The following is a 26,233-nucleotide window of genomic DNA, read 5'->3' on the forward strand; positions in this document are numbered from 1 at the left end:
CAGCTTTGGTTTTTTATCCATAATTGACTTTCTGGACAGCAACTATGTGTAAAATAACTGGGGCAGAGTCAGACATTCTAGATTTGAACCGACTATTCTGGTGTCCAGAAGTTGTAGTTTATTGCAGTTTTATTAAATGTATTTGCTTTAATTAATCAAGTCAGGTAGCTTATATAATAAACTACACACAAGCTATTTTGCTTTTTATTAAAAAACAGATAAAAATAAATTTAGGTACTATGAAATGTCATTAGCTCTTGAAAAAACTCGGTATGAAAAGATTAGGGTTGTTTTAAGTTGGATGTTATTTATAATTTCGGTCTCCACTGTTGTTATAGTGAATTTTATTAACGCGCGTTACAATTTGGTTGTTAATCGTACTTTGGTTTTTGCATTACTTCTATTAACGCTTCTCTGCATTAATAACAAACCATTAAAAAACATCATTGGCTTAATTGCTTTGACATTAATAGCTGCTGATTTATCTCTTCAGCTTTTTGCCTGGAGTAATTTTAATGCTAAATTTGCCTATGGTTTTGCCTTAAGTGTAATGAATACTACAGGTAGCGAAGCATTTTCAATGTTAGGCGTTTATTGGAGAAGTTGTGTAACCTTTATGGGGCTGTTGATTTTATTTATGTTAACTATCAACTGTAACGTAAATATTATCCCTTCGAAATATAAACGATATCCTGCAATATTATTGGCGTTATTGCTATCTGGCTATACTGTTCAGGGTATATTGCATCAATTACGAAAAAGTAATGTTGATAGCCTTGCTCAACGCGTTGTAAATTCGACTCCGCTGAGCACGGCTACAGTCTTTATGCAAGCTATCTCTGATATGAGTATTGCCTCAAATATTAATAAAAATACGCCTAACTACACGATATCAGTATCAGATACCGGGATTGATAATTATGTGTTAATTATCGGTGAATCTGAGCGCACTGCAAATATGAGTATTTATGGGTATGAGAGAGACACTACTCCAAAACTGGAAGCAGAAAGAAAAAATCTTCTGTTGTTCCAACATGCCATTAGCCCCGCGCCAGTGACCATCATGGCGGTACCTCTTGCTCTCACTGCTGCTTCAGTACAGGAAACTTCTCCTATTAAGTACAGTGACAATATCATTAGTATTGCGAACAAAGCCGGATACGATACTTACTGGTATAGCCGACAAGGGAAAGGTGGCGCATATAATAATGTGATCACTGGTATTGCAATGGAAACTAAGCAGCATCAGTGGATTGACCAGGGATTCGATGACACTTTATTACCAGAGCTGGAATCAACTTTAACAAAACCAGGTAAGAAACTCATTGTGCTGCATCTATATGGTAGCCACGAACCAGCCTGTTCACGTTTCCCTAAAGATGCTTCCGTCTTTAGAAATGGAAATAAAGATGATGATTGCTATGATAACTCTGTACGTTTCACGGACGATATTATGGGCAAGGTTTTTAGCCAACTTTCTCAGACGCGTTCTTCTGTTTTCTATTTTTCTGATCACGCCTTAATACGTGATCCATCACGCGTAATAGTATATTCTCATGCTGGTGCTAATCCTCCTAAGGAGGCTTTATCTATACCAGCTTTCATTTGGTATAGTCCTAAAGTCGAGATAAAGAATAAGTGGATCGGAGACTACCAAACACCATGGTCAACAGATGATGCTAACACGTTATCCGAATTATGGCTCGGCATACATAGAGCGGATAATAATACCGTCAGCATGCAAGAGTGGCTTCAGAACTATCAAAAGCCGATTATAATTATGGACACAACAGGGAAGAAATTTAACTGGAAGGATATGCACTAGTTGAAATCTCAAGTTTTAGATCAAAAAGCAGCCTGCCGATTGACTAAAACTTCATGGCTATGTGAGCCAGGTCTGTAAAAATTCTGGCTCACACCTGTGACATTCCATGCTTGTCCAGCAATTTCCGGTACTTCCGGAGAGCCCGTGAGGTTTACCTGTGGCATCAAGAACCATGTTTGAAACACCTGCTTTTAATGTGGAAAACGAGGTGTCAAAATTAGCCTCCAATAGGTCTGAAAAACTAGTTTCCTGAATTTTTTTCAGCATCTCGATACGCGCTACGCTGGTCTTTACTGATGAGATTTTTTCTCTTCTGCCAACGCTCAGCTTTTGTGAGTGGGCGAGCGGGCTCATCCATTCGACTACGCCTGCCGCCATCCGCGCGGGATTCTTCACCTCGCATGGGTGAATCAATGCGCGTAAATTGCCCTTGAGGAATATCTGTCGGAGGGGGCGTTTTCCGAATGTACTGACCATTTCTTCATATCGCCGGGTGATAGAGCTGACTGGATAAGTAACGGACAGACTCGCCGAAAAAAGCTGAAGGTGTCCTTCATTATCGATGAAGAACAGCGCTGTCATCAGTGACCACAAACAGAAGCTGTCCCCCGGTTTCTGGGTTAAACAAGAATGGGAGCCGGTTGGTTCCCGTTTTTTTATGGTTATATATCAGCCTAATTAAAAATAAGAATCCGCTATATGGTTGAGGTAATAAACATTATTTATTCTAATAATGTGTGCTCACTTTTGAGGTATAAAGATCATGTTTAAACGTCGCACTCTTAATGCTGCACTTGCGGCGGTGATTTCGTTGGCCGTATTTTCCGCGCCTGTGTTCGCAAATCCGGGAAACGGAAATGGTAATGGGAACGGCGGCGGCCATGGCAACAGTAACGGCAATCATGGCAATAGCAATAACCATGCTAATGAAGGTAATAACTCTTCCTCTGATGATCAGGTTAACCGTAAAAACTATGGAAAGCCGGACCATGTTGAGTCAGATATCAGTGTCGCGCGCGCCCGGTCTCTTGCAGTCAACTACGGCCTGACCGGTTATCAGTCTCTCCCGCCGGGGATTGCGAAAAATCTTGCCCGTGGCAAACCTTTGCCTCCGGGAATTGCGAAAAAAGCAGTACCGGCATCCATGCTTGGTCAGTTGCCTTATTATCCCGGTTATGAGTGGCGCATTGTCGGAAATGATCTGGTTCTGGTCGCGCTGAGCACCGCTATTGTTACCGCGATCATCAACGGTGTTTTTGATTAACACGGCCCGCGTTATACCTCCAAAGCCTCGCAATATGCGGGGCTTTTTTATACGCAAAAAAAGAAAGTCGCGAATTCTGTGAATGTTTAATAAGGTCGTGGCATTTGCCAGAAGAAAAGGCAACGATTGAAACTATCTTCTGCTGCTCAGTGAGCGCTACGTTTAGCACGATGACAGACGATTGAAATATTTTTTTGACTTAAGGTAAATCCAGGCCGCCGGAATATAATTGCCAGTCGCTATTTGTTAGATTGTCCTCGTTTATAAGACAAGCCTTACAAAAGGAATATGATGAAAATTAACGCCGGGCATGCGTTGCTATTGGTGACGTCATTATTACTTTCGGGTTGTACACAGACCGGTTCTGCAACGCAGCGCGCAGAGGCAAACGCTGAAGTTGATAACATGTTTGCCGGGTATAAAGGGACGCAGGCAACTGCGGCGGAAAGCGATATCAACCGCTATGCAGGGCAGATCAAATCGGCAATTGAGAGTCACCTTTTTGAGGCGGGTCGTTACGCCGGAAAATCCTGTACGCTGCAAATCAGGCTTGCTGAGAATGGCGCATTAGAAGATGCGCAGCCGACAGGCGGCGATCCTGCACTCTGCCGCGCGAGTATTATCGCTATCAGGCTAGCGAGACTCCCGAAACCGCCTTCCCCGGCTGCTTATGTGGCCTTCAAAAACGCGACGCTGGAATTCAAGCTCTAATGGGTAATGCAGGAGCGCACAGATAAGCGACACACGCCTCCCGGTGCAAGGGGGATAAATTACTCCTGCACCAGCCACATGTCCGACTCTTCAAACATCTCCTCAAGCATACGGTTGAGCTTTTCACGATCGCTTTTGCTGGCGTCGCTGTTGAGGCCATTGGCCTGCATCGGTTTTACGCGCACATCAGCATCAGGAAAGATGCGGCGCACACGTTTAGTCAGTTCTTCGAGGATAATCTCTTTAGCGCCGGGTAAACCCGCAACATTACGCTTGTCATAAACCAGTTCAACAAACACAAGGCAGCCCTTTTCACTGTTTTTTCGTACAGCACTTATACTGGATGAAAAGCCAGTATTCAAGCGAAGAATCCTTTTTCGTTCAACGAAGGGGAGATATTTGGGCCATGATGGATGGCATTGCACAAAAAAAATCCCGCACTAGGCGGGATGGTCAGGCGAGTTTAAATGCCGCTCTTTTTCTTTTTAAAGTTCTCATCGTTTATCACATGCTGGAACGAATCCAGTATCAAACCTGAGATCCGTAATACATCTTCGGGATGGTCGAGATAGATTCGCGTGCCATCATGTTCCAGCCCCGCGCGCGCCACTTCATTTAAAGCAATAGGCGTCAATTCGATGGGCAACTGAATAGATGAGCGATTTTTCTTATCAAAATAACGAACAATCCAACGGTTGGTTTTTCCCTGATAAAGCACGCTGTAATACGACTCGGTATCTTTTGGCTGCAGATCTTTTTCCGGCCCTATAATCGAGACAATTTTTTCATATAGCGCGCGTTCATTATGTGTCGTAATAATGTTGGGATTGTCCGGATCGATATGATCCGCTTTTTCATCAATCGATACCGCTTCGTCGATGCCCTGGTTTGCCAGCTCTTCCCGGATAGGCTGATGGGCGGTAAGTCCGGAGACCACCATCGCGCTGACGGAACGCTGAACCGCCTCTCTGACCAGCGGGGTGATCGCATCAATAAATCGCTGATTGAGCTGTCGACCAATATTGGCGCGTGAGGCGACATACCGAACAAATTCTGAATCCACCTCTTTCAGGCTGGTGGCGATAACTTTAGAGAATGAAGAGATATAGACGCTCTCTTCAGCAAGCGTGCGTAATGCTTCCGGTTTGAATTTGTCGTGGCGAAAGCGGAAGAGTTGTTCGGCATCTGCGTCGGTAATATCGTCCATGCTAATGCGCAAAAATGGCGTGGGATCCATAATGTTTTTTTCCTGCAGATCGGTAAAAAAACGCCACTCCTGGCCATTCGTAATTGCGGAAATCGTCACTTCCGGCGTGCAGTTAAAGTATCGGGAAAGCTGTGGGCAGTGATTATCGATTTTCTCTTTATACGGTTTTGCTTCGATGAACATGACGGGGACACCCTGGCAAAACAATGCATAATCAACACGTTCGCCCGCTTTAACACCGGGAAAGTCGGCGCCATATTCCGCTCTGACTTTTTGCGGGTCGTAAGCATTGAAGCCGAGAATATCTAAAAAAGGCAGGATCAGCGCTTGTTTGGTGGTTTCTTCCGTTGTGCAGTGAACGCCAACGTTTTTGACATGCTCGATATGGTTTTTAAGTCTTAGTTTGAAGTTTTCCATTTCTTTCCCATAACCTTAGAGTGTGTAGGCACTCAAACAGAATCAACGATTTCGGATTAATAATACCTGTCCGCATGTGGCTGCTATTTCAGTCTGGATCGAATTTACTCAATGCTTAAATGGTTATAACTCTCTTATCTTTTTTTCGTCAGCGTTTACTGATGCTTAAGGTAATTCATTTCCCATGGTTTTATTGCGCAGGAAATAAGTAATCTCACCAAGCGTCTGGATACTCCATGATCCAGATCATCATTGACAGATGAGTCAGCGCGAATCTTTATTACGATCGCGATAATGTTTACGAGTTAACAAATTTGAATGTGGATTCAATACCCCTGGAAGAAATATCTCATCTTCAGGCCGATATATTTTAGCGCGGGTCAGTTCCTATGCTCGATTTTTTAAAAATCGGGTAAACCTGTGCCAATAGCGGCAACAGCAAACAAGCCATGAAGCACACTATTTTTAGCGATCTGGTTCATGTCGGCATAGCCGCATTTTCATCGATCGCCCCTGAGGTCGTCGCCCTCATCACCAGACTGATGATAAAGACATCTACCCCCTTAATAGTGAAGATGAGTATTAGCTTAATTAATTTCACTTAAAGCCTGGTTTCGCCGGGCGCATTGAGACATTATCCGCAGTGCTAATCTCCGCTTCAGCCGCATTTTGTGCGTACTCCTGTGCGCTGCTGCTGCGGTGTGGTACTGTTGTACCTATAAGCGGTATGTATTGTTTTACAGGAGTTGTTGTGTTTGCCGAATATGGAGTTCTCAGTTACTGGTCCTATTTTATCGGGGCCATTTTCATCATTTTACTGCCAGGCCCGAATACCTTTTTTGTATTGAAAACCAGTGTTGCCCATGGATTACGAAATGGCTACGTTGCAGCAAGCGCCGTGTTTATTGGTGATGCGGTCTTGATGTTTCTGGCCTATGCAGGCGTTGCCACACTGATTAAAACCACGCCGGTATTATTCAATATTGTTCGTTATCTGGGGGCGTTTTATCTGCTCTACCTTGGTGTCAAAATGTTGTACACCACGCTTAAACGCGGCGCGAAAGAAGAGGGCGATCATGACGTGCATAAAGGCGATATCTTCAAGCGGGCGCTGATATTAAGCCTGACGAATCCGAAAGCGATTTTGTTTTATGTCTCCTTCTTTGTGCAATTTATCGACATTACCTATGCAAGACCTGGAATGTCATTCTTTATTCTCGCCAGTACGCTGGAGCTGATCAGTTTCTGTTATTTCAGTTTCCTGATCGTTTCCGGTTCTTATCTCACACAGTGGGTAAAAACCAGGAAGAAGCTCACCCGGTTGGGTAACTCACTGTTGGGGCTGGTTTTTGTTGGTTTCGCCGCGCGCCTGGCGACGCTGCAATCCTGAACCCAGGGGTAATAGAGATGCGTTTCTACATCGAGACTTACCGAAATGCTTTTCGCCGAAGCCATACATTGAGCGGGAAACAACTGGCCAAATTTCTACTTTATAGCATCGGGGTTTTTGCGCTATTGATGGGGCTGTATCTGTTGGCGTGGCAAGTGGTGATTTATACACCGGTGATAGATTATTTAACCGCGCCAGGTGTGATGCAATTTTCAATTTATGCCGTTCATTTTTTCCAGTTTATCGTCTTGCTGCCCGTGGTTATCCTCCTTATGAAAATGGTGGCTGCTTATTTTTGTCGCAAATAATTATTCCAGTGCAATGACCTGATTGCTTAAAACCACGTCCGAAGACGTGGTTTTGACGGACTCACTGCGTTAATTCAGGCATATGCTCCATCACAAATTTCAATACCTTCTCTCCATCCATCGATGCGAAAGGATAGCTTTCAATGATGGCAATCGGTGCTTCTTCAGCAATATGGCGTTTGAGTTCATCAAGTTTGTACTGGATGTGCGGCGCAACCAAAAAACAGTCAAAAGCAGGGGCGACGCTGGCGAAATTATCCAGGCCGACAGCGCTGACGAGCAGGGGATAACCGTGCTCATTCGCCGCTTTTTGCATCTTTTTGGCCAGTGATGTGGCGGTATTGCCAAAAAGACAACATATTAATAGTTTTTTCATTGGTGCCTCCTGTGGTAATTGCGACCACACTATGCCCACTGTTGGCGAGAAAATGAGCGCAATATCCAGGTTTACACCACGTAATACGAAAGTTTATGCGGGCATGATTCAAAGCAGTTTATTCATGTTATAGCCGGTAATCTGGTAACCATTCGCTTCATAAACTTTCCTGGCATGTTCGTTTTCGGCCGCCACGCGAAGTTTAATTTGCCGGATTCCCGCCGCGCTAAGACTGGATTCCAGAGATTGCATTGCCTGGCTTCCCAAACCTTTGCCGCGAAAGGCAGGCCGCAGGAAAAAATCATAAATAAAAACGGATTTATCGATGAAGTCGGCTCTGTACCACAGCGATCCCACAATCTGCGTAACGCCGTTGTCGACAAGCGTAATGCTCGTCAATGAATGGCCTGGCGTTTTCTGCGCCGCAGGCAAACTGGTTTCGATTTCACGCCTGGCTTGTTCTGTCGCCTCCTCGAGGGATAAACGGTAATTTGCTGCAATTTCTGTTGCATAATCAGGGATGAAATAAGCAACAAAATCAGCGAATTCAGCCGCTGACATGGGACGTAACCGAATCATTTTTGACCTCAATGTATTCTCCGGGCGTTTTCGCCCGGAGTGCTCTTCGCAAAGGGTTAGCGAAACACCGATATCGCTTCCGCCAGGCGAATGGCCTGCTGGTTCATGCGACCGGTCGCTTCCGCCCCTTCTTGTACTCGTTGTGCATTCTGATGGGTGATCTTATCCAGATCCTCCACCGCCAGGCTGGCTTCACTCAGCGCTGTAGCCTGCTCGGCGGTTGCTGCGCTGATCTGTGCTATCAGCGAGGTCACATTTTGCACTTGCTCAACGATCTCCTTCATGGTTTTTCCCGCGTCGTCCGCCAGTTGGCTGCCGGAGTTAACATGCGTAACGCTGTTCTCAATCAACTCTTTGATTTCGCTGGCGGCACGCGCACTGCGCTGCGCCAGACTGCGTACTTCTCCTGCGACGACGGCAAATCCTTTACCTTGCTCACCCGCTCGCGCTGCCTCAACCGCCGCGTTCAGCGCCAGAATGTTAGTCTGAAAGGCGATGCTGTCGATAATACTGGTGATACTGGCGATTTGCCGTGAGCTTTCTGCAATCGACGACATCATTTCTATCATCTGGTGCATCACCTGGCCACCTTGCTGTGCGGCATCGCGCGTACCTTGCGACAAGGCGGTGACTTCAGCGGCGGTTTCCCGGTTACTTTTTACCGTGGCGGTTAATTCGTTCATCGTCGCGGCCGTTTGTTCAACGTTCGCCGCCGCCTGTTCTGTCTGGCGGCTCAGGTCGTCATTACCTTGTCGCAGAGACTCCGAGGCTTTCAGGACGGTCATCGCCTGGCCGCTAACGTCGTTGACCAGCCAGCGGAACATTAGCCCGAGCTGGCTTATTGCGCGCAATGTCATACCGACTTCATCAACCCGATTGAGTTGGTCCACTTGATGTGCTTCGCCACTTGCCACCTGTAAAGCCTGGCGGCACAAGCGCTCAATCGGGCGGACAATTTGCAGTTCCAGCCAGATATTAATAAACAGCAGCAGGAGTGCCATAAAACTGGCGAAACTACCCAGTTGACCGGGTGTCAGATCATGTCCCCAGGCAGCGGCAAGGCTGAATAGCAGCGCGACGATCAACGCAGAACGTAGCCGCCAGCGCAGAGGCATAGTGACAAACAGGGAGCGCCAGCGCATCAGACCCGTGCGGATAATCAGCCCTTTATGGAAACGCCGGCCGCTCGCCTGGCCTTCACGAAACTGGCGATAAACTTCTTCGGCGGCAGTAACTTCCTCTGCTGCTGGTCGGGTACGTACCGACATGTAGCCCTTCACTTTGCCCTCGCGAATGACCGGAATCGCGTTAGCGCGTACCCAGTAATGATCGCCATTACTGCGGCGGTTTTTTACTAGTGCCGTCCAGGGTTCTCCCTGTTGCAATGTCGACCACATGTCGGCAAACGCCTGCTTTGGCATATCCGGATGGCGCACCAGATTGTGCGGCTGGCCTTTGATCTCCTCCAGCGAGAACCCGCTGACATCAATAAATGCATCATTGGCATAATTGATGTAACTGTCCGGATCGGTGGTGGACATTAACGTTGCGTCATTATCGAAAACGTACTCTTGCTGTGTAACGGGCTCATTGTTGCGCATAGTGAGTATTCTCGAGAAAAAGGAAGGGTATTGAATATTTCTAAATTCTTATATCTATTTACGGCATGGTTCACTCAGAGCTTTATATTTTTTGACACGCCTCTGATAACCGTAAAACAAAAAGAGGTTTTACGCCATAAACATAGCCATACAAAATAAACGTGCTTTAATTATGATTAAGTAAAGAAAACATTATATATCTGGAATTTTTAGCGCCTGGTCAGAAAAGTCGTTTGTGAACACGCCAGATAGTTAGTGTGCTGACGAATATTTAAGATAAGGCGCATAAAGAAATAGCTGAATCGTTCTCTGGCTCACTAAAACCAGCAATGAGCATTTCCGCTGCGCACGGATTCAGCTAATCTGAAATGAACAACAACGAAAGGATTGTTCATATGAAAGCTACTGTCGTTCATCACGAACACCGCATTGGGTTTATTGTTATCCGCGACGAGAACGGAGAGTTTGCTGTCGCGGAGCTACTGGGGCGCTACGATGTCGAAAGGGGCGATGTCGTGTCTGGCGAGCTGCAGACCAGCGGCGGCGGAACGCTATTCAATGAGACGCAAGATGAGTCGATGGATGTTTTTATGAAGGGTTACGGGCTATCGGAGCAGGATGCGATAAGCTATATCCTGCGTACTCATTAAACAGCGCCAGCATGCGTGACTCGCTCCTTGCGGGCGAGTTGACGCTAACTTCTACTTTCTTATGATGGCCGGGCATTTTCCCACCGGGAAAGACGTTTTTCTGTTGCGATGCAGAACCTTAAGCTAAATTTTCTGTCCATTGACTGAGGAATACGCAAGGGCAGTTGCAGACGATTCTGCAAGACAATTATCCGACTCTGCGTAATGCTAATGTCAGATTAACGCATTATCTTTTTTCTCATACTTTAGAAGTTTTTATGTTTTTACCTTTCAGGTTTTTAAAGTTAATGAGCTTAGGATAGATGATGAATACGATCCCGCATAAGATCCATCAGGTCTACACCAGGGGGCTGGCAGCGCTACCAACCGAAGTGCATGCCTCCATCGAAAGACTCAGGCAATTAAATCCCGGCTGGGAATATTATTTCTATGACGAGAAAAAAATGCTGGCCTATATGCATGAGCACTATGGTCAGGAGATGCTGGCGTTATATGAAAAAATAAACCCGCAATATGGCGCTGCGCGCGCGGATTTTTTTCGCTATTTATTAATGTATCGCGAAGGTGGTGTTTATTTAGATATCAAAAGTTCTTGTACTGTGCCGTTTAGCGAAGTGATTCCGCCAGATTGCGAAATATTATTATGTAACTGGGATAATAAACCGCAGGGTTGCGATAATAATATGGGCAAGCATGAAGAGCTCGCTTTTCTCAAAAACGGAGAGTACCAACAATGGAATATTATTGTCGCACCGGCTTCACCCTATATTAAAGCCGTTATTGATGAGGTCGTTGATCGACTTAAACGCTATAAACCGTGGCGCTATGGTGTCGGAATGCGAGGGGTGTTAAATACCACCGGGCCGATCCCGTTTACGTTGGGTATTGAAAAGGTGCGTAAGTGCGAGCGTTTTCGCCAGCAGGAAAACCACCGTGACGTGGGGCTGGTCTATCGCAACGTCAGTAAAAAAGTCATTAAGCAATTCAATGCCAGCCACTATAGCAAGTTACGATCGCCTGTTGTGACGTTGACCGGGGCCGATCATTTCTATTATTTGCTCTGGCGCGCTTTCGTTTTTCCGTTCTGGCGTTTGAAGAAAAATACGATTAATGAGAGCAAAAAGGTGCTGAGCAAGCTGAAGTCGAGATGTACCTGAAGGGAAGAGAGAAAGCCAAAAGAAAGATGGCAGTTTCGACATCAAAACTGCCAGCGAAGATTTTTTGAGATTGTTAAAGCGTATATCCATCACTTGCACACTTTATAACCTGTTTGCATAAAGTGCACAAACGCAAATTTTTCTGCGGTTGGATTGATAAAATTTATGATCCGAGTATTAATTCATCACTATTGCTGATTGACCAGCCCCTGCAACATGTCAGGAACTGGTCATAAGACGCTATGCCGGGTTGCGCTGCTCATGCAGTTTGAAAATTTGCACCATCTCTAACAGATTCTCTGCCTGCTGCTGCATCGCGTGCGCGGCAGCTGAAGATTCCTGCGACAGCGTAGCGTTCTGCTGTGTGGCGGCATCCATCTGGGTAATGGCAATGTGCACCTGATCGATGCCCGTACTTTGCTCATTACTGGCCAACGAAATCGTCTCCACCAACTGGCTGACGCGTCCCACGCTTTGCATGATCTCTTCCATGGCGTTACCGGCGTTTTTCACCAGTTTATTACCTTCATCAATACGGCTGACTGAGCGCTGGATCAAATCACTGATCTCTTTCGCCGCTGTCGCGGAGCGTTGCGCCAGCGCCCGGACTTCTGCGGCGACAACCGCAAAGCCGCGGCCTTCGGTTCCTGCGCGTGCGGCTTCAACGGCGGCGTTCAGCGCCAGAATATTGGTCTGGAAGGCGATACTGTCGATAACGCCAATAATGTTGCTGATTTCGCCAGAGAGCAGATTAATTTCACTCATCGTGGTGACTACTTGTTCCACCACTTCGCCGCCCTGGTTTGCCACACGGGTCGCTTCTCGGGTGATATCGCTGGCAACACGCGAATTCTCGGCGTTGTTTTTTACTACCGACGTGAGTTCTTCCATCGACGCCGCCGTTTGTTCCAGCGCACTGGCTTGCGCTTCGTTACGCGATGAAAGCTCACGGCTGCCGCTGGCGATTTGCTGTGACGCACCGGCGATCGTTTCGGTGCCGGAACGCACGCCGGTCACGATGCGCGTCAGGTTGCCGTTCATCTCCTGCAGGGCGTGCATCAGTTCGGCGGTTTCATCGCGCCCGGACACCACGATAGCAGACTGTAAATCACCGGCTGCGACATTGCGGGCAACCGAAACTGCCTGCGCCAGCGGGTGAGTGATACTGCGGATCAGCCACCAGGTGATCAGCATGCCAACCATCAACGTGAATGCCATCACCAGCATGAGCATCAGGCGTGTCTGCTGGTAATGCTCATGATTACTCGCGTCGGTCTGCGCACGGATAAGCTCCGCTTGTTTCAGCGTGCTGGCGACCATCTCATCAATCATCCGTGTCGGCTCGCGATCGATTCCTGTTACCAGGTGATCGACACGCTGGGCACTGGTGGCGTCCTGAACATTGTATTGCTGCAGCGCAACCAGATAATGGCTTTCCAGTTCAGCGTGTAAATTGATGGTGTTGATGGCCTCGGTATTGGCGAGGCCAATTTGTGGCAGCAGTTCGCTGAGCGTTTTCAATAGAGCCTGGGTTTTCTGGCTCTGTTCGACAAAGGCGTTTTTATACTTGTCGAACGCTTGTTCTCCTTGTGTACCGCGCAGCAGGGTGTTTTTCCACTCCTGCACCTGAATCTTAAACTGCACCTGCGCGTTGCGGGCCGTATCAATACTCTCCGCAACCACCTTCTCCGTGGCCATAATCTGTTGGTTTTGTACTAATCCGCTGGCGTTAATCGACAACCCGCGAATACCCATAAACAGCGTTGCCAGTAAAAGAATGGCCGCCAGGAAACCGAGCCGTTGCCCGATAGTGAGATGGTTGAGCTTCATTAATCGATACTTCCCATAGTCAGTGAGGCGCAAAAAAGAGCGCACATCAGCAATATCGACGGGTTTAAGCGCAGCTTTAATGGGGGAAAGGGCAGTAAACAAGCAGAATTTGGCTTAACTATTTGAAGCGGAATGTAATCGATGTTTTATGACATTTTCGTGACATGGCCTGACTGTTGCGAAATACAACAGTCAGGCTAATTTGTCGGCATTACGAACCGTACAAATGTTGCTGCTGCGGCTCTGTCGCGATCTTCGACAACAAACGAAACGGTTTGTTATCTGCGAGCCAGGCTGGGATCTCCTCGGGCGACAACGGGCGTGAGAAAAGATAGCCCTGGGCTTCATCGCAGCCGTACTCGGCAAGCATTCGCGCGGTTTCCAGATCCTCAATCCCTTCCGCCAGCACCACATAATGCAACTCTTTGAGCATCATAATGACGTTACGGGCAATAATCCGGCTGCCAGTGTCGGTGGTGACCTGGCTAACCAGCGAACGATCGAGCTTAATCACATCAATGGGGATGCGACGTAAGTAACTGATATTGCTGTATCCTGCACCAAAATCATCCAGCAAAATGGTAAAGCCGAGCAATTTTAAACGGTCAAGTTCTTCCAGTGCCGGATCACTTTCCAGCACTTTCTCCGTCTCCAGGCATTCGATGCGAACATCCGAGGTGAACAGCCCGGCGGCCAGCACGTTCTGTTCCAGCTCATCGGCAAATCCCGGACGCGAAAAATCACTGACCGTAACGTTAATTGACACCGGTAGCATAATGCCTTGCTGTTTCCAGCGTTGAAGCTGAGAGATCACGGACTTAATCACCCACTGCGTCAAATCAGACATCAACGTGGTTTTTTCAGCCAGCGCCACAATCACTGCCGGTGAGATCTGTCCCAGTTCCGGGTGCTTCCAGCGTAACAGCGCTTCCACGCCTTCGGTTTTGCCGGAACGCAGCGAAATTTTGGGTTGAAAAACGAGGTAGAGCTGATCGGTGGCCTTAATTGCCTCGCTGAGATCGTAGAGCAGTTTAAAATCTTTATTCCGCTTGTGGTCGAGAATCGGGTTGAACTGCAACACCCGAATCTTTTCGCGAATCGATTCATGCAGCGCGCTGATGCCCTGACGCACAATCTCCTGCACGTTATCGTCCTGCGGTGAAAATTTCACATAGCCTGCGTGAATCGTCAGATTGATATCGATGTCACCGGTGATTTTCGCCTTTATTCCCGGCAATTTTTCCGCCCGTTTCGCCAGCGTCAGCGCATAGTCCATATCCACCAGCACCGCGTAGCGCCCGGTGGTGAAAGCATACAACGTGGTCTCTTCTTTCAGCCGCAAGCGCAAACGAAGCAGTGGCCCGAAACTGCGCAGCATCTTCTCCAGCGCTTCCACACCCAGGTAGCGGGATAATTCATACGCGCGCGGCATATCAATACAGTCAAAAATCATCAGGGCGTAGCTGCCGCTCGCTTTTTCCAGCGTCAGTCGCTCCATCTCTTTCACCAGAAACTGACGATTCGGTAAACCGGTGAGGGCATCGATTAAGCCAATGGTATAGCAGGATTCAAGATAAACAGTGGCGAGCGCGGCGACGCGATGGAAATTGGTTATCTGGCGGGATGTCGGCGTATAGATTTCAGGATGACTGACACATAACGTGCCCAGCACCGTGCCTTCTTTATTTATCATTGGTGCTGAAGCGTAAAAAAGAATATTCCCGCTTTTTACCAAAGGTTGATAATTAAATCGTTCATCGAGACGGGTATCAGAACTAATAACGGTCTGGCAACCGTGCAGCGAATATTGGCACATGGTCTGTTCGATACGGATTTTGACGTGCTCAATGGGGATATTCTTAACATATTTGATATATTGATATTCGTCGTCGAATGTTGTGATAAAACATCCTTCAACGCCCATCACTTCACATGCCAGACGCGCAAATTCGGCTAGCGCTGCATCGCGGGATTTGTCTTCCTTACTCAGCAGCTCCAGCGCGGCAAGCCGTTTGCTTTCGCTTTTTTTGAGACCAGTGAACATAGCGAGCTCCTGCCCAAATCAATGAGTTGGTGGTGTTCTGTTCAGATGACTCCATCATGCGCTTAGGCTTACGGCTTAATAAAAATCCTGACGCGCAATTACCACCAACCGAATTGGGTTCCGGCCACAGCAATAACCGCCACGATGAGCATAATGATGGTTGTCTTTCTCACGAAAACTCCTTGGCTGGCGATAATCGCCAGAAATCAATTGTATAAGAAATAGAAGAAAATGAGATTTTTCTCAAGCCTTCGCGTCACAGAGATTCACTTAATTGAGACGAATAAAGGGTTTTTTTTCTTTATTCTTCTTCACGTGATACATCGCTTCATCTGCCGCTTGTAACGCACCGTCAGCATCGGTCAGTTGCGGGTTGATTTCGATGACGCCCACGCTGGCGCCTGGGTAGAAAATCCGTTTTTCCCCGAGCTGATATTCGCCGGTAATGCGTTTATCGAGGTTTTTTTTCAGCGACATCAAATGCATGCTTTCCTCCTGCTTCAGCGGTCCGCCAAGGCAGGCGAGTAAAAACTCATCCCCGCCAAGACGCCCGACAATATCGTCTTTACCGCGATCCGTCGCCAGTCGCTTGCCCACGTCAATCAGAAACTGATCGCCAGCCTCATGTCCCAACTGGTCATTAATGCCTTTGAAATTATCAAGATCGATAAACGCAATAATCACGTGCATTTCCAGATGGCGGGCGAGGGAAAACAGCGTGGCGAGGTTCTCGAAGATAGCGCGCCGGTTGGGTAAACCCGTCAGCGCATCGGTGTAGGAGTAGGCGATCAGCGCCGCGTTCGCTTCGCGTAACTGATCAACGAGACTCTCTTTTTCAATGAATTGCGCGATCAGCCCGGCAAACAGTCGCAGTACCTGTTTGCCACGCACGCTCAGCGATTTTTTGGCATGACTGGCGGCGCACAGCGTGCCATAAAGCGAACCATCGGTCAGATGAACCGGGGTGCTTAAATAGGTGGTGATGCCCAGCGCCTGCGCTGCTTCGCAATCTTTCCAGCGGTTGGCAACGTCATTGCTGAACGGACAGTCGTCATCCAGCGCGCGCTTGCACAGACTATCCCCCCACGGCAGGGAGAAACCTTCCGGGATATCAAGCTGCTTGCTGTTGCGCGAATAGACAATATGTTGCAGGCGGGGATTGTCAGTAATGGTTGTTAAGTACGTCGATTCCATATCCGTCACCATTTCCAGCATTTCCAGAAACTGGCGAACTAAACCTTCAAGCGACTGCTCTTTTGTAAGCGCTTCAGAGACACGGGCGAGAATGAAATCGGACATGACTTTTTACTCCTGTGTCCTGGTGATATGGACATTAAAGCTGAAGAATTTATGGCGCGTCATTAAATCATGAAAGAAGAGTGATTTACATATCGTAGCGAGATGGCAGTAAAAAGTAGCAGGCGGGAACGAAAAAAAAGCCCCGTTGATGAAGCGGGGCAAAAACTCATTGATTACGGAATGATGTTCTCTGGTCATGGGTGAGAACGAGGCTAACTATACCCGCTCAAAGTGCAGTAAGAATGGAGAAATCATGGAGATATCTCTGCTACGTGGCTATGCTGGAAAGCGGTTTACAGGCGATTTAAGGAAAAAAAAGATGCGTTATTGGTTACTGGCGTTACCTGTTGTTCTCGCGGCGTGTTCTTCCACACAACCTGAATCTCCCCGCCACCCACAAATTGGTATGGCTAACCCGGCGGCGGTTTATTGTCAGCAGCGGGGCGGAGAGCGCGTACCGGTGCAAAGCCCGCAGGGTGTTCGCACGGAGTGCAAATTGCCGGGCGGTGAAGTGATCGATGAATGGGCACTGTGGCGGCGCGACCACCCGTAATTGCACCACGTGACAATCGCCGGGTCGCCAGGGTACACTTCTTACTCAGAATTATCCTATTTTTAGCTGGCGCGGGAGCGCATGAGAGAAGCATGTTCCAGTTACGTCCGGGCAGCCCGGCTTTAATTATCGGCGCCCAAACCGCCAATGGTCGCAGCAATATTGGCAAATCCGTTGAGCTTTTTGGGCTGTGTCAGCCCGGCGAGCGTTTTCTTAACCCGGTTAATGGCGTGGTAACAGAAATGCCGCATAATGCCGTGCGTGCACTGTGGCTGGTGACCGGCGATGTGACCGCCTTTGATGGTCAGCACGGGTTCGCGTTTGTGCGCGCTGAACATTTGATGCCGCTGCAACCGGACAGCGAACCGCAGGATGTGCGCGAGCGCGTGATCGGCTAAACCAGCGAGCGAAGCCATTGCGCCAGCACCAGCGCGTGGTTTTGCTCCGTATTTTTTGCCGCGTATAACAGCGTGACGGTGCCTTTTATCCCGCGTGCCGCCAGCTTTTTCCCTTCCGCTTCCTGCGCGGCAAGTTCCTGACGATAGCTTTCACTGAACGCGGCGAAATCAATGGCACCGCCGTGAAACGCTTTGCGCAGCTCCGTTGACGGTGCCAGCGTTTTATTCCACTCATCACAGGGTAAATCGCTTTTCTTAATACCGCGCGGCCAGAGCCTGTCGACTAACACACGATAGCCGTCGTCATCGGCGGCGGGATCATATACCCGTTTGCACTGGATCATGGTTATCTCTCCCTCTCTTCAATCCACGCCACCAGCGCCGGTAATTGCTGGTCGGAAAAGACGCGAATGCCGTGTTCTTCCAGCAACGCAGTCGCTACGCCCATACCTTGCCGCCGCGTGCCGCTGAAAGTTCCATTATAGATAAACTGGCTGCCGCAGGTGGGGCTGCCATCGGTGAGCAGCGCTGCGCGGCAACCTACGTTTTGTGCAGCCTGCAGCGCCAGCCAGGCGGCTAACTGATAGTGTGCGGTAACATCCCGCCCATCGTTTTCGACAATCCGCGCCTGTTCGCGCATCACGTCTGCGCCATGACCTGCGACAATCTCTGCCGGTCTTCGCGGCACGGGTAAACCAGCGGCCAGCTCCGGGCAGTGGATCACCAGACGATCTTCCTGCTGCCAGCGTCGCAGTGTCTCCTGCATAAGCGCTTTAGCACTGCCGTTATAACGCACGTTGAAACCCATCAGACATGCACTGACGAGAATTTTGGTTTGGTGCATAGCGTTCGCCTTAATGCCTTGCCGGAAATGTATTTTTCATAATTTTACATGATATATGCCTGCTGATTTTAAGGTGTTGTGATTACATTAAAAGACAGCTAATGTGATATTCCTTATGTTATTCGTTATCCGCTCCGGCATAAGGACACTTTCATGCATCACATTCCTCCGAAAAAAACATTACGCATCGCGTTGGTCGGCGATTACAGCCACGACGTTGTCGCGCATCAGGCTATCCCGCTGGCGATTGACGATGCCGCCGCCGTGCTGGAAATTACTGCGGATTACGACTGGTTACCCACCAGCGAAATCAACAGCGATGAAGATCTGGTTGGCTATGACGCCATCTGGGTTGTGCCGGGAAGCCCCTATAAAAACGCCAATGGCGCGTTTATTGCCATCAAATACGCACGTGAAAACGCGGTGCCGTTCCTCGGGACGTGCGGCGGCTTCCAGCATGCGGTCATTGAATATGCCCGCAATGTGCTGGGCTGGGCAGATGCGGCGCACGCCGAAACGGAAAACATTGGCCGGATGGTGATCACGCCGCTGACCTGTGCGCTGGTGGATCAAAACGGTGCTATCGAGCTGCGTCCTAATACGTTAATTGCCCGCGCTTATGGGCGCGAGCTGATTGAGGAAACCTACCGGTGCAGCTTTGGCGTAGCAGAAGAGTTTGCCCGCGAGCTGGAAAGCGGCGATCTGCGGGTTACCGGTTGGGATGAAGACGGAGAAATCCGTGCCGTTGAGCTGGTGACGCACCCGTTTTTTGTCGCCACCTTGTTCCAGCATGAACGCGCGGCGCTCGCCGGGCGTCCGGTGCCGCTGGTTCAGGCGATGCTGCGTGAGGCATGTGAATAAAAAAACAGGCCTGCGGGCCTGTTTTTGTTAGCTACTCCGAAACATCTCTCTCCTGGAGAGGGGGAGTGATTTGCACGTATTACACCACTTCGCGATCGCGCCCGGCGAATGCTCCGCACACCGCCATCACGACCGATAACACAGCACACGCCAGCAGCGGAAGATGCCAGTCGCCGCTGGCATCATGAATTTTCCCCATTAGCGGCGGCCCGCAAGCCGCCAGCAGATAGCCGACCGATTGCGCCATACCGGAAAGTGCGGCAGCCTGATGAGCGGTGCTGGCACGCAGCCCGATAAACGTTAACCCGAGGATCATGGTCGCACCGGAGCCAAAGCCAAAAACAAGGGTCCAGAGCGTGGCATGGTCCGGCACCAGCCACAATCCCAGCGAACCGACGGCACACAGCAGCGCGACCACGACGGCGATACCGCGCTGATCTTTCAACCGGTGTAAAACCAGCGGCACCAGCAGACCCGGCATTGCCGTCGCCAGTTGCAAAATGCCGTGTACAGAACCCGCCTGCGCGTCACTGAAACCTTGCGCTATCAGAATCGACGGCAGCCAGCCAATCACGATGTAATAGATTAATGAGTTGATCCCTAAAAACAGCGTGACCTGCCAGGCAAGCCAGGAGCGCCAGATCCCGCGGTTTTGCAGCGCGCCTGCGCTACTGAGTGCCGCGGGTGCGCCGTGGCGCAATCTTGGTAGCCACAGCAATAGTGCCAGTAGCGGAAAGATCATCAGCATCAATAGTGCGCCATGCCAGCCCGCACCGTATTGCGCCAGCGGCACCACGACCGACGAGCCGAGCGCCGCCGCTGCTCCCATGGTGAGTGAGTAAGCGCCCGTCAGTTTCGCCACATGTTGGGCGAAGTCGCGTTTTATTATCCCCGGTAATAGCACGTTGCCGAGCGCGATCCCGCAGCCAATGATCGCTGTACCCGTAAACAGCAGCAGTGCTGAGGGCAGGGAACGCAGGGCGATGCCAAGGCAAATCAGCACCATCGCCGCGAACAGGCTGCGTTCCATGCCGAAACGGCGCGCTACCCCGGCCGCCAGCGGCGATATCAACGCAAAAGCCAGCAGTGGCAGAGTGGTGAGCATGCCGGTTTGCGCCGTGGTTAACCCATATTCCGCGCGAATCGCATCCAGCAACGGCGCTGCGCCAGTAAAGGTGACACGTAGCGTGGTGGCAATCATCAGGATCCCGGCAATCAGCAGCACGGTTTGCTTACCACGGGAAGGAAGGCTGTTAGTCATGGTGTTCTCGGAAAAAATAACAGGCCGCTACGATAACGGTTTTTGCCGCTGTTTGAATCAAGCTAGAATGACACTTTATCGCTAAATTCGGACAATTTAATGCACGGACTTGGGCTCGGTGGTTACGATCCTGACAGCCAGCAGGAAATGGCGGTGGCGTTTAGCATCACCGTTGAAGAGAGTGAACAATTGATCCCGGCGCATCACCATCGCAAAGGGCAACTCATTCTGGCATTGAAAGGCGCGATCACCTGCGAGGTCGAACATGCCCGCTGGATGGTGCCGCCGCACCATGCGATGTGGCTTCCGGGGCAGGTTCCGCACAGCAACCGCGCCACGGCGAATGCGCAGCTCTGTTTCCTGTTTGTTGAACCCTGGTCGGTGGTGATGCCGGAGCACTGTTGTACGCTCAAAGTTTCGGCACTGGTACGCGAGTTGATCCTCACATTAGCCGCGCGCACGCCTGCCCAGCGGCGGCAACCCGCCACCCGGCGGTTGGTGCAGGTGCTGTTTGATGAACTGCCGGCACAGCCGCAAATGCACTTGCAATTACCGGTTTCCGCACACCCGAAGATCCGCCAGATGGTCGACAGCATGGAAAGCAATCCGGCAGACAGGCAAACACTGGCGCAGTGGGCGCAGGTGTTTGCCATGAGCGAGCGCAATCTGGCGCGGCTGGTGGTTAAAGAAACCGGGCTAAGCTTTCGTCGCTGGCGGCATCAGATGCAGCTGATCCTCGCGCTACGGTTATTAATTGACGGCCACCCGGTGCAGCACATTGCGCAGGCGCTAGGGTATGACTCGACGACCGCCTTTATCACCATGTTTAAAAAGGGGCTTGGGCAGACGCCGGGGCGTTATCTGGCGGCGCTCGGCGAAGCGTGACATTTTCTGCTCTCTATTCCGTTGTTTTTATGTGGGTTTGGTGCGTTTGTTCTGGCAGAGCTGGAAAGATAAGTAGTAAGTATGGGAGGTTTGTTTTTAATAACTTTTTCAGATAATCAATGCACTTTTTGATATTTGTCTGATGAATAAGGTTGTGTGACTTTAGCGCTCAATTAACACAATAACAGGGCATAAGGATTAGCATGGCAACCTCATCACACACGAAAAAAACAGGCGTAATCAGCGCACTGGCGCTGCTTTCAGCGCTCTCTTTTTCCGCTCACGCGGACAAACTGGCGGATATCAAAGCCGCTGGCGTCGTCAAGGTGGCGACGTTTGACGCCAACCCGCCGTTCGGCGCTATCGATCCTAAATCGCATGATATCGTGGGTTATGACGTCGATTTTGCCAAAGCGCTGGCAAAAAGCCTCGGCGTAAAACTGCAGCTGGTGGCGACGAACCCGGCAAACCGCATTCCGCTGTTGCAATCCGGCAAAGTGGATTTGATCGTTGCGGATATCACCATCACCCCGGAACGCGCGCAGGTGATCGACTTCTCCACGCCGTATTTTGTCACCGGTCAGCAATTCCTCGTACCGGCTTCTGCGGTCGACAAGCTGGATGCCTACAGCAAAGCGCGCATCGGCGCGGTTAAAGGCACCACCGGCGAGCAGACGCTGCACCAGCGTTTCCCGCAATCTCGCGTGCTGGCTTATGACGATATCCCGCTGGCGCTGACCGCGTTGCGTAACGGCAACGTGCAGGCAATCACTCAGGACAGCACCATTCTGGCCGGGCTGCTGGCGGAAGCGCCGGATAAAGCGAAATTCAAAATCCTGCCGGAGCTGTTGTCAAAAGAGGAAATTGGCGTCGGCGTCAGCAAAGGCGAAACCGCATTGCTTAACGCAGTCAATGCTGAGCTGGTCAACCTTGAGAAAAACGGCGACGCGGCAAAAATTTACGACACCTGGTTTGGCCCGCAAACCAAAACGCCCGCTCCACGCAGCTTTACCATAGAAGCGAAGTAACTATGCTGGCAGGTCTTTTTTCTACCTCTGTGGCGGATGCCACAGAGGCTTTGCCCGTGGCGAAAGGCACGGTGGAGTTTCGCCAGGCGAGCAAACGCTATGGCGACAACGTGGTATTAAAGTCGATTGATTTACGGGTTACCGCCGGGGAGGTGCTGGCAGTGTGCGGGCCGTCGGGTTCCGGTAAATCAACGCTTATCCGTTTGATTAACCAGCTCGAAACCCTGAGCGGCGGGGAGATCTATGTTGACGGTCAGCCGACCAGCCAGTTGAAAGGGCGCCAGCTTCGTGAGTTGCGCCGTCATGTCGGTTTCGTCTTTCAGCAATTTAATCTTTATGCCCACCTCAACGCGCTGGATAACATTACGCTGGCGTTACGCCGTATTCACGGCAAAACCGCCGCCGAGGCGCAGGCCATCGCGCTGGCGCTGCTGGCGCGCGTGGGTTTGCAGGATAAAGCGCATCACTACCCGGCGCAGCTTTCCGGCGGGCAACAGCAACGCGTGGCAATCGCCCGCACCCTGGCTGCCGACCCGCATATCATTCTGTTTGATGAGCCAACTTCGGCGCTTGATCCAGAGATGATCGGCGAAGTGTTGCAGGTGATGAAATCGCTGGCGCACAGCGGCATTACGCTGATTGTGGTGACCCATGAAATGCAGTTTGCCCGCGAAATTGCCGACCGCGTGATCTTCATTGACGGTGGCGAAATCCTGGAGCAGGCTGCACCGGCGCAATTCTTCTCTGCTCCGCAGCACCCGCGCGCGCAGCGCTTTTTACAGAAAGTGCTCAACCCGCTGCACGCAGATAACAAGGAGTTGTGATGGCGCTGCATCTCGACTGGGCGGGCGTGCTTACCGGGCAACCCGCCCAATGGATCACTTCCGGTTTTCTTACCACCATCTGGGTAACCGTGGCGGGAACCGTACTGGCGACGGTATTGACGGTGCTGCTGCTGGCGCTGCGCCTGGCCGGTGGCAAAATCGGGCGAGGCGTGGTGGTGATGTGGGTGTCGCTGTTTCGCAATACACCGCTTTTGGTGCAACTGTTGTTCTGGTATTTCGCCGCCTGGAATGTGTTGCCGCAGAGTTTCCGCCAGTACGTTAACGACGATCACGCGTTCAGCATTTTGCCGGGCGATGTCTGGTGGTTTACGCCAGAGTTTCTCTCATCGGCCTGGGCGCTGGGGCTGTTTACCGCAGCCTTTCTGGTTGAAGAGATCCAGTCGGGTCTGCACGCGGTGCCGCGTGGACAGGTTGAAGCCGCGCAATCGCAGGGCTTTAGCCCACTGGCGTTGTTCCGCTGGGTGTTGCTGCCGCAGGGGTTACAGAATGCCTGGCAGCCGGTGGTGGGGCAGTACCTGAATCTGATGAAGCTCTCTTCGCTGGCGACCGGGATCGGGCTGGGGGAGTTAACCTACCAGACCCGGCAGATCGAGAGTTTTAACGCCCACGCGCTGGAAGCGTTTGCCATCGGCAGCGCGCTCTATTTACTGCTGGGGCTGGTGATGAGCGTGTTGTTCAACCTGCCGCGTAACTGGCGGGCGCTGCGCCGTGCAGCGGAGGTGCAACATGATCGCTAATATCACCGTGATCACCGATAACCTCGATTATTTACTGTGGGGGCGAGCGGTGCAGGGCGAGCCTGGCGGGGTACTGTTATCGCTGCTGATGACCGTCGGTGCGGCGATTCTGGCGTTTCCCGGCGGCGTACTACTGGCGTGCTGCGCATGGCGCTTTCGCGGCTGGCCACGCAAAGTGCTCTTTCTCTGGGCGGAGTTGATTCGTGGTATTCCGCTGATCTTCGTTATCTTCTGGCTGTGGTTTTTACTGCCCTGGTTAACCGGCGCTGATCTTCCCGGTGCGGTGACCGTGACGCTGGCGCTGGCGTGGTTTACCTCGGCGTCGGTGATGTATTCGACCCTTGCCGCGCTCGGGGCGCTGCCGAAAGGGCAGTACGAAGCCGCGCTCAGTAGCGGGTTTGGCAGTGCGCAAATCCTGCGGCTGGTGCTGTTGCCGCAGGCGTTACGCAACGCGCTGCCGTCGTATATCGGTTTGCTTATCGCGCTGCTGAAAGACACGTCGCTGGCGTTTATTGTCAACGTACCGGAACTGACGACTGTCGCAGGCCAGGTGAATAACCGGGTGCAGGTGTATCCCGCCGCGCTGTTTGTCTTTACCGGCCTGGTCTATTATCTGCTGTGCAGCATGCTGGAATTCACGGTCAAACTGTGGCAGCGGCGCCATTCACTGCCGGCCAATTAGCAGCGAAACTAACCCTGCCGCAATCAGTGGCCCGACCGGAACACCCCGGAACAGGGCCACACCCAACACGGTACCGACCAGTAATCCCGCCACCAGCGAGGGTTGCGAACTCATCAACGTTACGCCGCGTCCACCCAGCCACGAAACAAAAACGCCAACCGCAATCGCCACCAGCGATTTCCAGTTCACAAACGAATGCAGCAGCGTCGAGGGCGGTAATGAGCCGCTGGCAATCGGCGCCATCACGCCAATGGTGAGGATAATAATGCCAACGGTGAGCCCCTGTTTTTCAATCCACGGGAAGAAGGTATTGAGCGGGGTGATGCGTACAATGATCAGCACCAGAATGGAGACTGCAACGGTGGTGTTATGGCTGACAAAACCCAGCGCTGCGAGCGCCAGCAGAATAAACAGCGTGGTATCAAACATCAGAAATTCCTTGCCAACAAAGAAACCTGTTTACTCTACGCATAACGCAGTGATGAAACAGGCTTTTTTCATGCAGCCAGACAATTTCAGGCAGTTGCCAGAAGCGAAGGGCGGTTTTTAATCAAAAGTCAGCTGAATTGTCATCAACGATTCATAATTCGGAGATATGAATTAATCACTGCCTGGCCTTTGCGAGTTACCATCATGCCTTCAGATGTGTTGATTATCACCGCGCTGTTCTTCACGCTGGCCGCCGGGCTGGTGATTTCCGTGTTGATTCTCGAAAGAAGCGGCTGGTAAGCCGGACAAGCGCGTTATTCGCGGCGAAAAACCACCAGTTCCGGCCTGGCGATGCGCAGGTAGTCGCCGGTATTCATGATCACCGATTTCTCCAGTAACCCGGCGTTAAACGCGATGTCATCAAAGCGCTGAAACAGTACCGGGTCGGCAACCAGGTGCAGATCCGGGTGAAAGCTGAACGGGGGGATCGCGCCAAATACGCACGCCGTCAATTCATCCACTTCCGCCGGGCTTGCCAGCGAGGCTTTACTGCCGCCAAAGTGCTGCGCTAAGCGTGAAAGGTCGGCCTGTAAGTCGGCGGCCAGGATCGCCAGCACATGCTTTTTCACTCCGTTACCTTTGATCTTACACAGCAGCGCTTTCGCGCCCTGACCCAGCGCGGTACCGCGAATTTCACTGACGGCCTCGCATTTGCCGACGGCCTCGTGTTCAACAACGCGAAAGCGCGCGTCGTGCTGTTCAAGCAGGTTTATCAAATGTTGGTGGACGTTACGGCTGGCAATTTCAGACATGTTCACTCCCGATGAAGACGTTGAAGATTAAGAATAATTCACGCACCGGGAGATGAAAATAAAAAAGCCGCCTTAAAGAGGCGGCGAAAAAATACAAGCACTACAAACAACGCTTTTTGTGTGTACTGTTAGTTTCTTTTCAAAAGGTAGCCATACGCTACCAGGCTCAATAAGTTCACAGAATGAACTGAGCGCAACAGCACCGACGCAAACGTTATCCACGCCCGCCGTGCCACAAAT

28 protein-coding genes and 1 pseudogene are annotated in these 26,233 nt (G+C 50.7%); 15 read left to right on the forward strand and 14 right to left on the reverse strand.

The window, feature by feature from the left end:
• The first annotated feature begins 244 nt into the window (after window positions 1–244).
• A complete protein-coding gene (locus ACFX4U_RS00530) occupies window positions 245–1,825 on the forward strand; it encodes a phosphoethanolamine transferase (RefSeq protein WP_380217702.1) in 1,581 nt (526 codons plus the stop codon).
• Between the two features lie 57 nt (window positions 1,826–1,882).
• Here the strand turns inward: ACFX4U_RS00530 and ACFX4U_RS00535 are convergent, their stop codons facing one another.
• Entirely contained in the window at window positions 1,883–2,407 is a 525-nt protein-coding gene (locus ACFX4U_RS00535) for a hypothetical protein (RefSeq protein ID WP_313509208.1), read from the reverse strand.
• A 181-nt stretch (window positions 2,408–2,588) separates the two neighbouring features.
• On the opposite strand from ACFX4U_RS00535, the gene ACFX4U_RS00540 reads away from it, so the two are divergent.
• On the forward strand, window positions 2,589–3,089 hold the full coding sequence (locus tag ACFX4U_RS00540) for an anti-virulence regulator CigR family protein (RefSeq protein ID WP_313509210.1): 501 nt from the start codon (window positions 2,589–2,591) through the stop codon (window positions 3,087–3,089).
• A 378-nt stretch (window positions 3,090–3,467) separates the two neighbouring features.
• Window positions 3,468–3,800: pseudogene (tolA, locus tag ACFX4U_RS00545) on the forward strand (cell envelope integrity protein TolA); the annotation flags it as partial.
• 59 nt (window positions 3,801–3,859) lie between these two features.
• Here tolA and ACFX4U_RS00550 read toward each other — a convergent pair.
• Together ACFX4U_RS00550 and ACFX4U_RS00555 are read right to left on the reverse strand one after the other, a co-directional pair.
• On the reverse strand, window positions 3,860–4,099 hold the full coding sequence (locus tag ACFX4U_RS00550) for a DinI family protein (RefSeq protein WP_017456475.1): 240 nt from the start codon (window positions 4,097–4,099) through the stop codon (window positions 3,860–3,862).
• Window positions 4,100–4,263: 164 nt separating this feature from the next.
• Entirely contained in the window at window positions 4,264–5,424 is a 1,161-nt protein-coding gene (locus tag ACFX4U_RS00555) for a type I restriction endonuclease (RefSeq protein ID WP_313509212.1), read from the reverse strand.
• Window positions 5,425–6,175: 751 nt separating this feature from the next.
• On the opposite strand from ACFX4U_RS00555, the gene leuE reads away from it, so the two are divergent.
• On the forward strand, window positions 6,176–6,814 hold the full coding sequence (gene leuE / locus ACFX4U_RS00560) for a leucine efflux protein LeuE (RefSeq protein WP_313509214.1): 639 nt from the start codon (window positions 6,176–6,178) through the stop codon (window positions 6,812–6,814).
• 17 nt (window positions 6,815–6,831) lie between these two features.
• Window positions 6,832–7,122 (forward strand): hypothetical protein, encoded by a 291-nt coding sequence (locus ACFX4U_RS00565; protein WP_305736310.1) that lies wholly within the window; start codon window positions 6,832–6,834, stop codon window positions 7,120–7,122.
• Between the two features lie 61 nt (window positions 7,123–7,183).
• On the opposite strand, the gene ACFX4U_RS00570 is transcribed toward ACFX4U_RS00565, so the two are convergent.
• The 3 genes from ACFX4U_RS00570 to ACFX4U_RS00580 form a co-directional block, all read right to left on the reverse strand.
• Window positions 7,184–7,498, reverse strand: coding sequence for a PTS cellobiose transporter subunit IIB (locus tag ACFX4U_RS00570; RefSeq protein WP_313509216.1), 315 nt, complete (start codon window positions 7,496–7,498; stop codon window positions 7,184–7,186).
• 108 nt (window positions 7,499–7,606) lie between these two features.
• Window positions 7,607–8,077: a GNAT family N-acetyltransferase gene (locus ACFX4U_RS00575; protein ID WP_349350582.1), complete on the reverse strand. Its 471-nt coding sequence runs from the start codon at window positions 8,075–8,077 to the stop codon at window positions 7,607–7,609.
• 56 nt (window positions 8,078–8,133) lie between these two features.
• Window positions 8,134–9,678 carry a methyl-accepting chemotaxis protein gene (locus ACFX4U_RS00580; protein WP_313509220.1) on the reverse strand — a complete coding sequence of 515 codons (1,545 nt, stop codon included), beginning with the start codon at window positions 9,676–9,678 and terminating at the stop codon, window positions 8,134–8,136.
• 395 nt (window positions 9,679–10,073) lie between these two features.
• Here ACFX4U_RS00580 and ACFX4U_RS00585 point away from each other — a divergent pair, with 395 nt between their 5' ends.
• Both ACFX4U_RS00585 and ACFX4U_RS00590 read left to right on the forward strand, forming a co-directional pair.
• Window positions 10,074–10,328, forward strand: a complete 255-nt coding sequence (locus tag ACFX4U_RS00585; protein ID WP_017456483.1) for a hypothetical protein — start codon at window positions 10,074–10,076, stop codon at window positions 10,326–10,328.
• A 302-nt stretch (window positions 10,329–10,630) separates the two neighbouring features.
• Window positions 10,631–11,485 carry a glycosyltransferase gene (locus ACFX4U_RS00590; protein ID WP_349350581.1) on the forward strand — a complete coding sequence of 285 codons (855 nt, stop codon included), beginning with the start codon at window positions 10,631–10,633 and terminating at the stop codon, window positions 11,483–11,485.
• Window positions 11,486–11,725: 240 nt separating this feature from the next.
• Here the strand turns inward: ACFX4U_RS00590 and ACFX4U_RS00595 are convergent, their stop codons facing one another.
• From ACFX4U_RS00595 to ACFX4U_RS00605, 3 genes are all read right to left on the reverse strand, one after another.
• Window positions 11,726–13,315, reverse strand: coding sequence for a methyl-accepting chemotaxis protein (locus ACFX4U_RS00595; protein WP_313509224.1), 1,590 nt, complete (start codon window positions 13,313–13,315; stop codon window positions 11,726–11,728).
• Window positions 13,316–13,526: 211 nt separating this feature from the next.
• The gene (locus tag ACFX4U_RS00600) at window positions 13,527–15,359 is read right to left on the reverse strand and encodes a sensor domain-containing phosphodiesterase (RefSeq protein WP_340224924.1); all 1,833 of its coding nucleotides are present in this window, start codon (window positions 15,357–15,359) and stop codon (window positions 13,527–13,529) included.
• A 270-nt stretch (window positions 15,360–15,629) separates the two neighbouring features.
• On the reverse strand, window positions 15,630–16,658 hold the full coding sequence (locus ACFX4U_RS00605) for a sensor domain-containing diguanylate cyclase (protein WP_313509228.1): 1,029 nt from the start codon (window positions 16,656–16,658) through the stop codon (window positions 15,630–15,632).
• A gap of 319 nt (window positions 16,659–16,977) precedes the next feature.
• On the opposite strand from ACFX4U_RS00605, the gene ACFX4U_RS00610 reads away from it, so the two are divergent.
• Together ACFX4U_RS00610 and ACFX4U_RS00615 are read left to right on the forward strand one after the other, a co-directional pair.
• The gene (locus tag ACFX4U_RS00610; protein ID WP_017456489.1) at window positions 16,978–17,211 is read left to right on the forward strand and encodes a DUF333 domain-containing protein; all 234 of its coding nucleotides are present in this window, start codon (window positions 16,978–16,980) and stop codon (window positions 17,209–17,211) included.
• Between the two features lie 92 nt (window positions 17,212–17,303).
• Entirely contained in the window at window positions 17,304–17,609 is a 306-nt protein-coding gene (locus ACFX4U_RS00615; protein WP_313509230.1) for a hypothetical protein, read from the forward strand.
• Here the strand turns inward: ACFX4U_RS00615 and ACFX4U_RS00620 are convergent.
• Both ACFX4U_RS00620 and ACFX4U_RS00625 read right to left on the reverse strand, forming a co-directional pair.
• Complete coding sequence (locus tag ACFX4U_RS00620) at window positions 17,606–17,953, reverse strand: DUF488 domain-containing protein (RefSeq protein ID WP_313509232.1); 348 nt, start codon at window positions 17,951–17,953, stop codon at window positions 17,606–17,608. The genes ACFX4U_RS00615 and ACFX4U_RS00620 overlap by 4 nt on opposite strands.
• Before the next feature lie 2 nt (window positions 17,954–17,955).
• Window positions 17,956–18,453 carry a DUF523 domain-containing protein gene (locus ACFX4U_RS00625; RefSeq protein WP_313509234.1) on the reverse strand — a complete coding sequence of 166 codons (498 nt, stop codon included), beginning with the start codon at window positions 18,451–18,453 and terminating at the stop codon, window positions 17,956–17,958.
• 153 nt (window positions 18,454–18,606) lie between these two features.
• On the opposite strand from ACFX4U_RS00625, the gene ACFX4U_RS00630 reads away from it, so the two are divergent.
• A complete protein-coding gene (locus ACFX4U_RS00630) occupies window positions 18,607–19,314 on the forward strand; it encodes a CTP synthase (RefSeq protein WP_017456493.1) in 708 nt (235 codons plus the stop codon).
• Window positions 19,315–19,393: 79 nt separating this feature from the next.
• Here ACFX4U_RS00630 and ACFX4U_RS00635 read toward each other — a convergent pair whose 3' ends face one another.
• Entirely contained in the window at window positions 19,394–20,575 is a 1,182-nt protein-coding gene (locus tag ACFX4U_RS00635) for a CynX/NimT family MFS transporter (RefSeq protein ID WP_313509237.1), read from the reverse strand.
• Window positions 20,576–20,674: 99 nt separating this feature from the next.
• Here ACFX4U_RS00635 and ACFX4U_RS00640 point away from each other — a divergent pair, with 99 nt between their 5' ends.
• The 5 genes from ACFX4U_RS00640 to ACFX4U_RS00660 all read left to right on the forward strand — a co-directional run bounded on the left by ACFX4U_RS00640 (window position 20,675) and on the right by ACFX4U_RS00660 (window position 24,752).
• Window positions 20,675–21,460 carry a helix-turn-helix transcriptional regulator gene (locus ACFX4U_RS00640; protein ID WP_200551742.1) on the forward strand — a complete coding sequence of 262 codons (786 nt, stop codon included), beginning with the start codon at window positions 20,675–20,677 and terminating at the stop codon, window positions 21,458–21,460.
• A 203-nt stretch (window positions 21,461–21,663) separates the two neighbouring features.
• Window positions 21,664–22,488, forward strand: a complete 825-nt coding sequence (locus tag ACFX4U_RS00645) for an ABC transporter substrate-binding protein (RefSeq protein WP_313509240.1) — start codon at window positions 21,664–21,666, stop codon at window positions 22,486–22,488.
• A gap of 2 nt (window positions 22,489–22,490) precedes the next feature.
• The gene (locus ACFX4U_RS00650) at window positions 22,491–23,312 is read left to right on the forward strand and encodes an amino acid ABC transporter ATP-binding protein (protein ID WP_313509243.1); all 822 of its coding nucleotides are present in this window, start codon (window positions 22,491–22,493) and stop codon (window positions 23,310–23,312) included.
• The gene (locus tag ACFX4U_RS00655; protein ID WP_313509246.1) at window positions 23,312–24,070 is read left to right on the forward strand and encodes an amino acid ABC transporter permease; all 759 of its coding nucleotides are present in this window, start codon (window positions 23,312–23,314) and stop codon (window positions 24,068–24,070) included. The genes ACFX4U_RS00650 and ACFX4U_RS00655 overlap by 1 nt, the downstream gene beginning before the upstream one ends.
• Window positions 24,060–24,752, forward strand: coding sequence for an amino acid ABC transporter permease (locus ACFX4U_RS00660; RefSeq protein ID WP_305736296.1), 693 nt, complete (start codon window positions 24,060–24,062; stop codon window positions 24,750–24,752). Before ACFX4U_RS00655 ends, ACFX4U_RS00660 begins: the two co-directional genes overlap by 11 nt.
• Here the strand turns inward: ACFX4U_RS00660 and ACFX4U_RS00665 are convergent.
• Window positions 24,735–25,181 (reverse strand): DUF441 domain-containing protein, encoded by a 447-nt coding sequence (locus ACFX4U_RS00665; RefSeq protein ID WP_020454039.1) that lies wholly within the window; start codon window positions 25,179–25,181, stop codon window positions 24,735–24,737. The two genes, ACFX4U_RS00660 and ACFX4U_RS00665, sit on opposite strands and share 18 nt — an antisense overlap.
• A gap of 314 nt (window positions 25,182–25,495) precedes the next feature.
• Entirely contained in the window at window positions 25,496–25,993 is a 498-nt protein-coding gene (locus tag ACFX4U_RS00670; RefSeq protein ID WP_313509249.1) for a YbaK/prolyl-tRNA synthetase associated domain-containing protein, read from the reverse strand.
• Window positions 25,994–26,233 lie beyond the last annotated feature (240 nt).

The sequence above is a fragment of the Kosakonia sp. YIM B13588 genome (genome assembly GCF_042788165.1).
GTDB classification, from domain to species: domain Bacteria; phylum Pseudomonadota; class Gammaproteobacteria; order Enterobacterales; family Enterobacteriaceae; genus Kosakonia; species Kosakonia sacchari.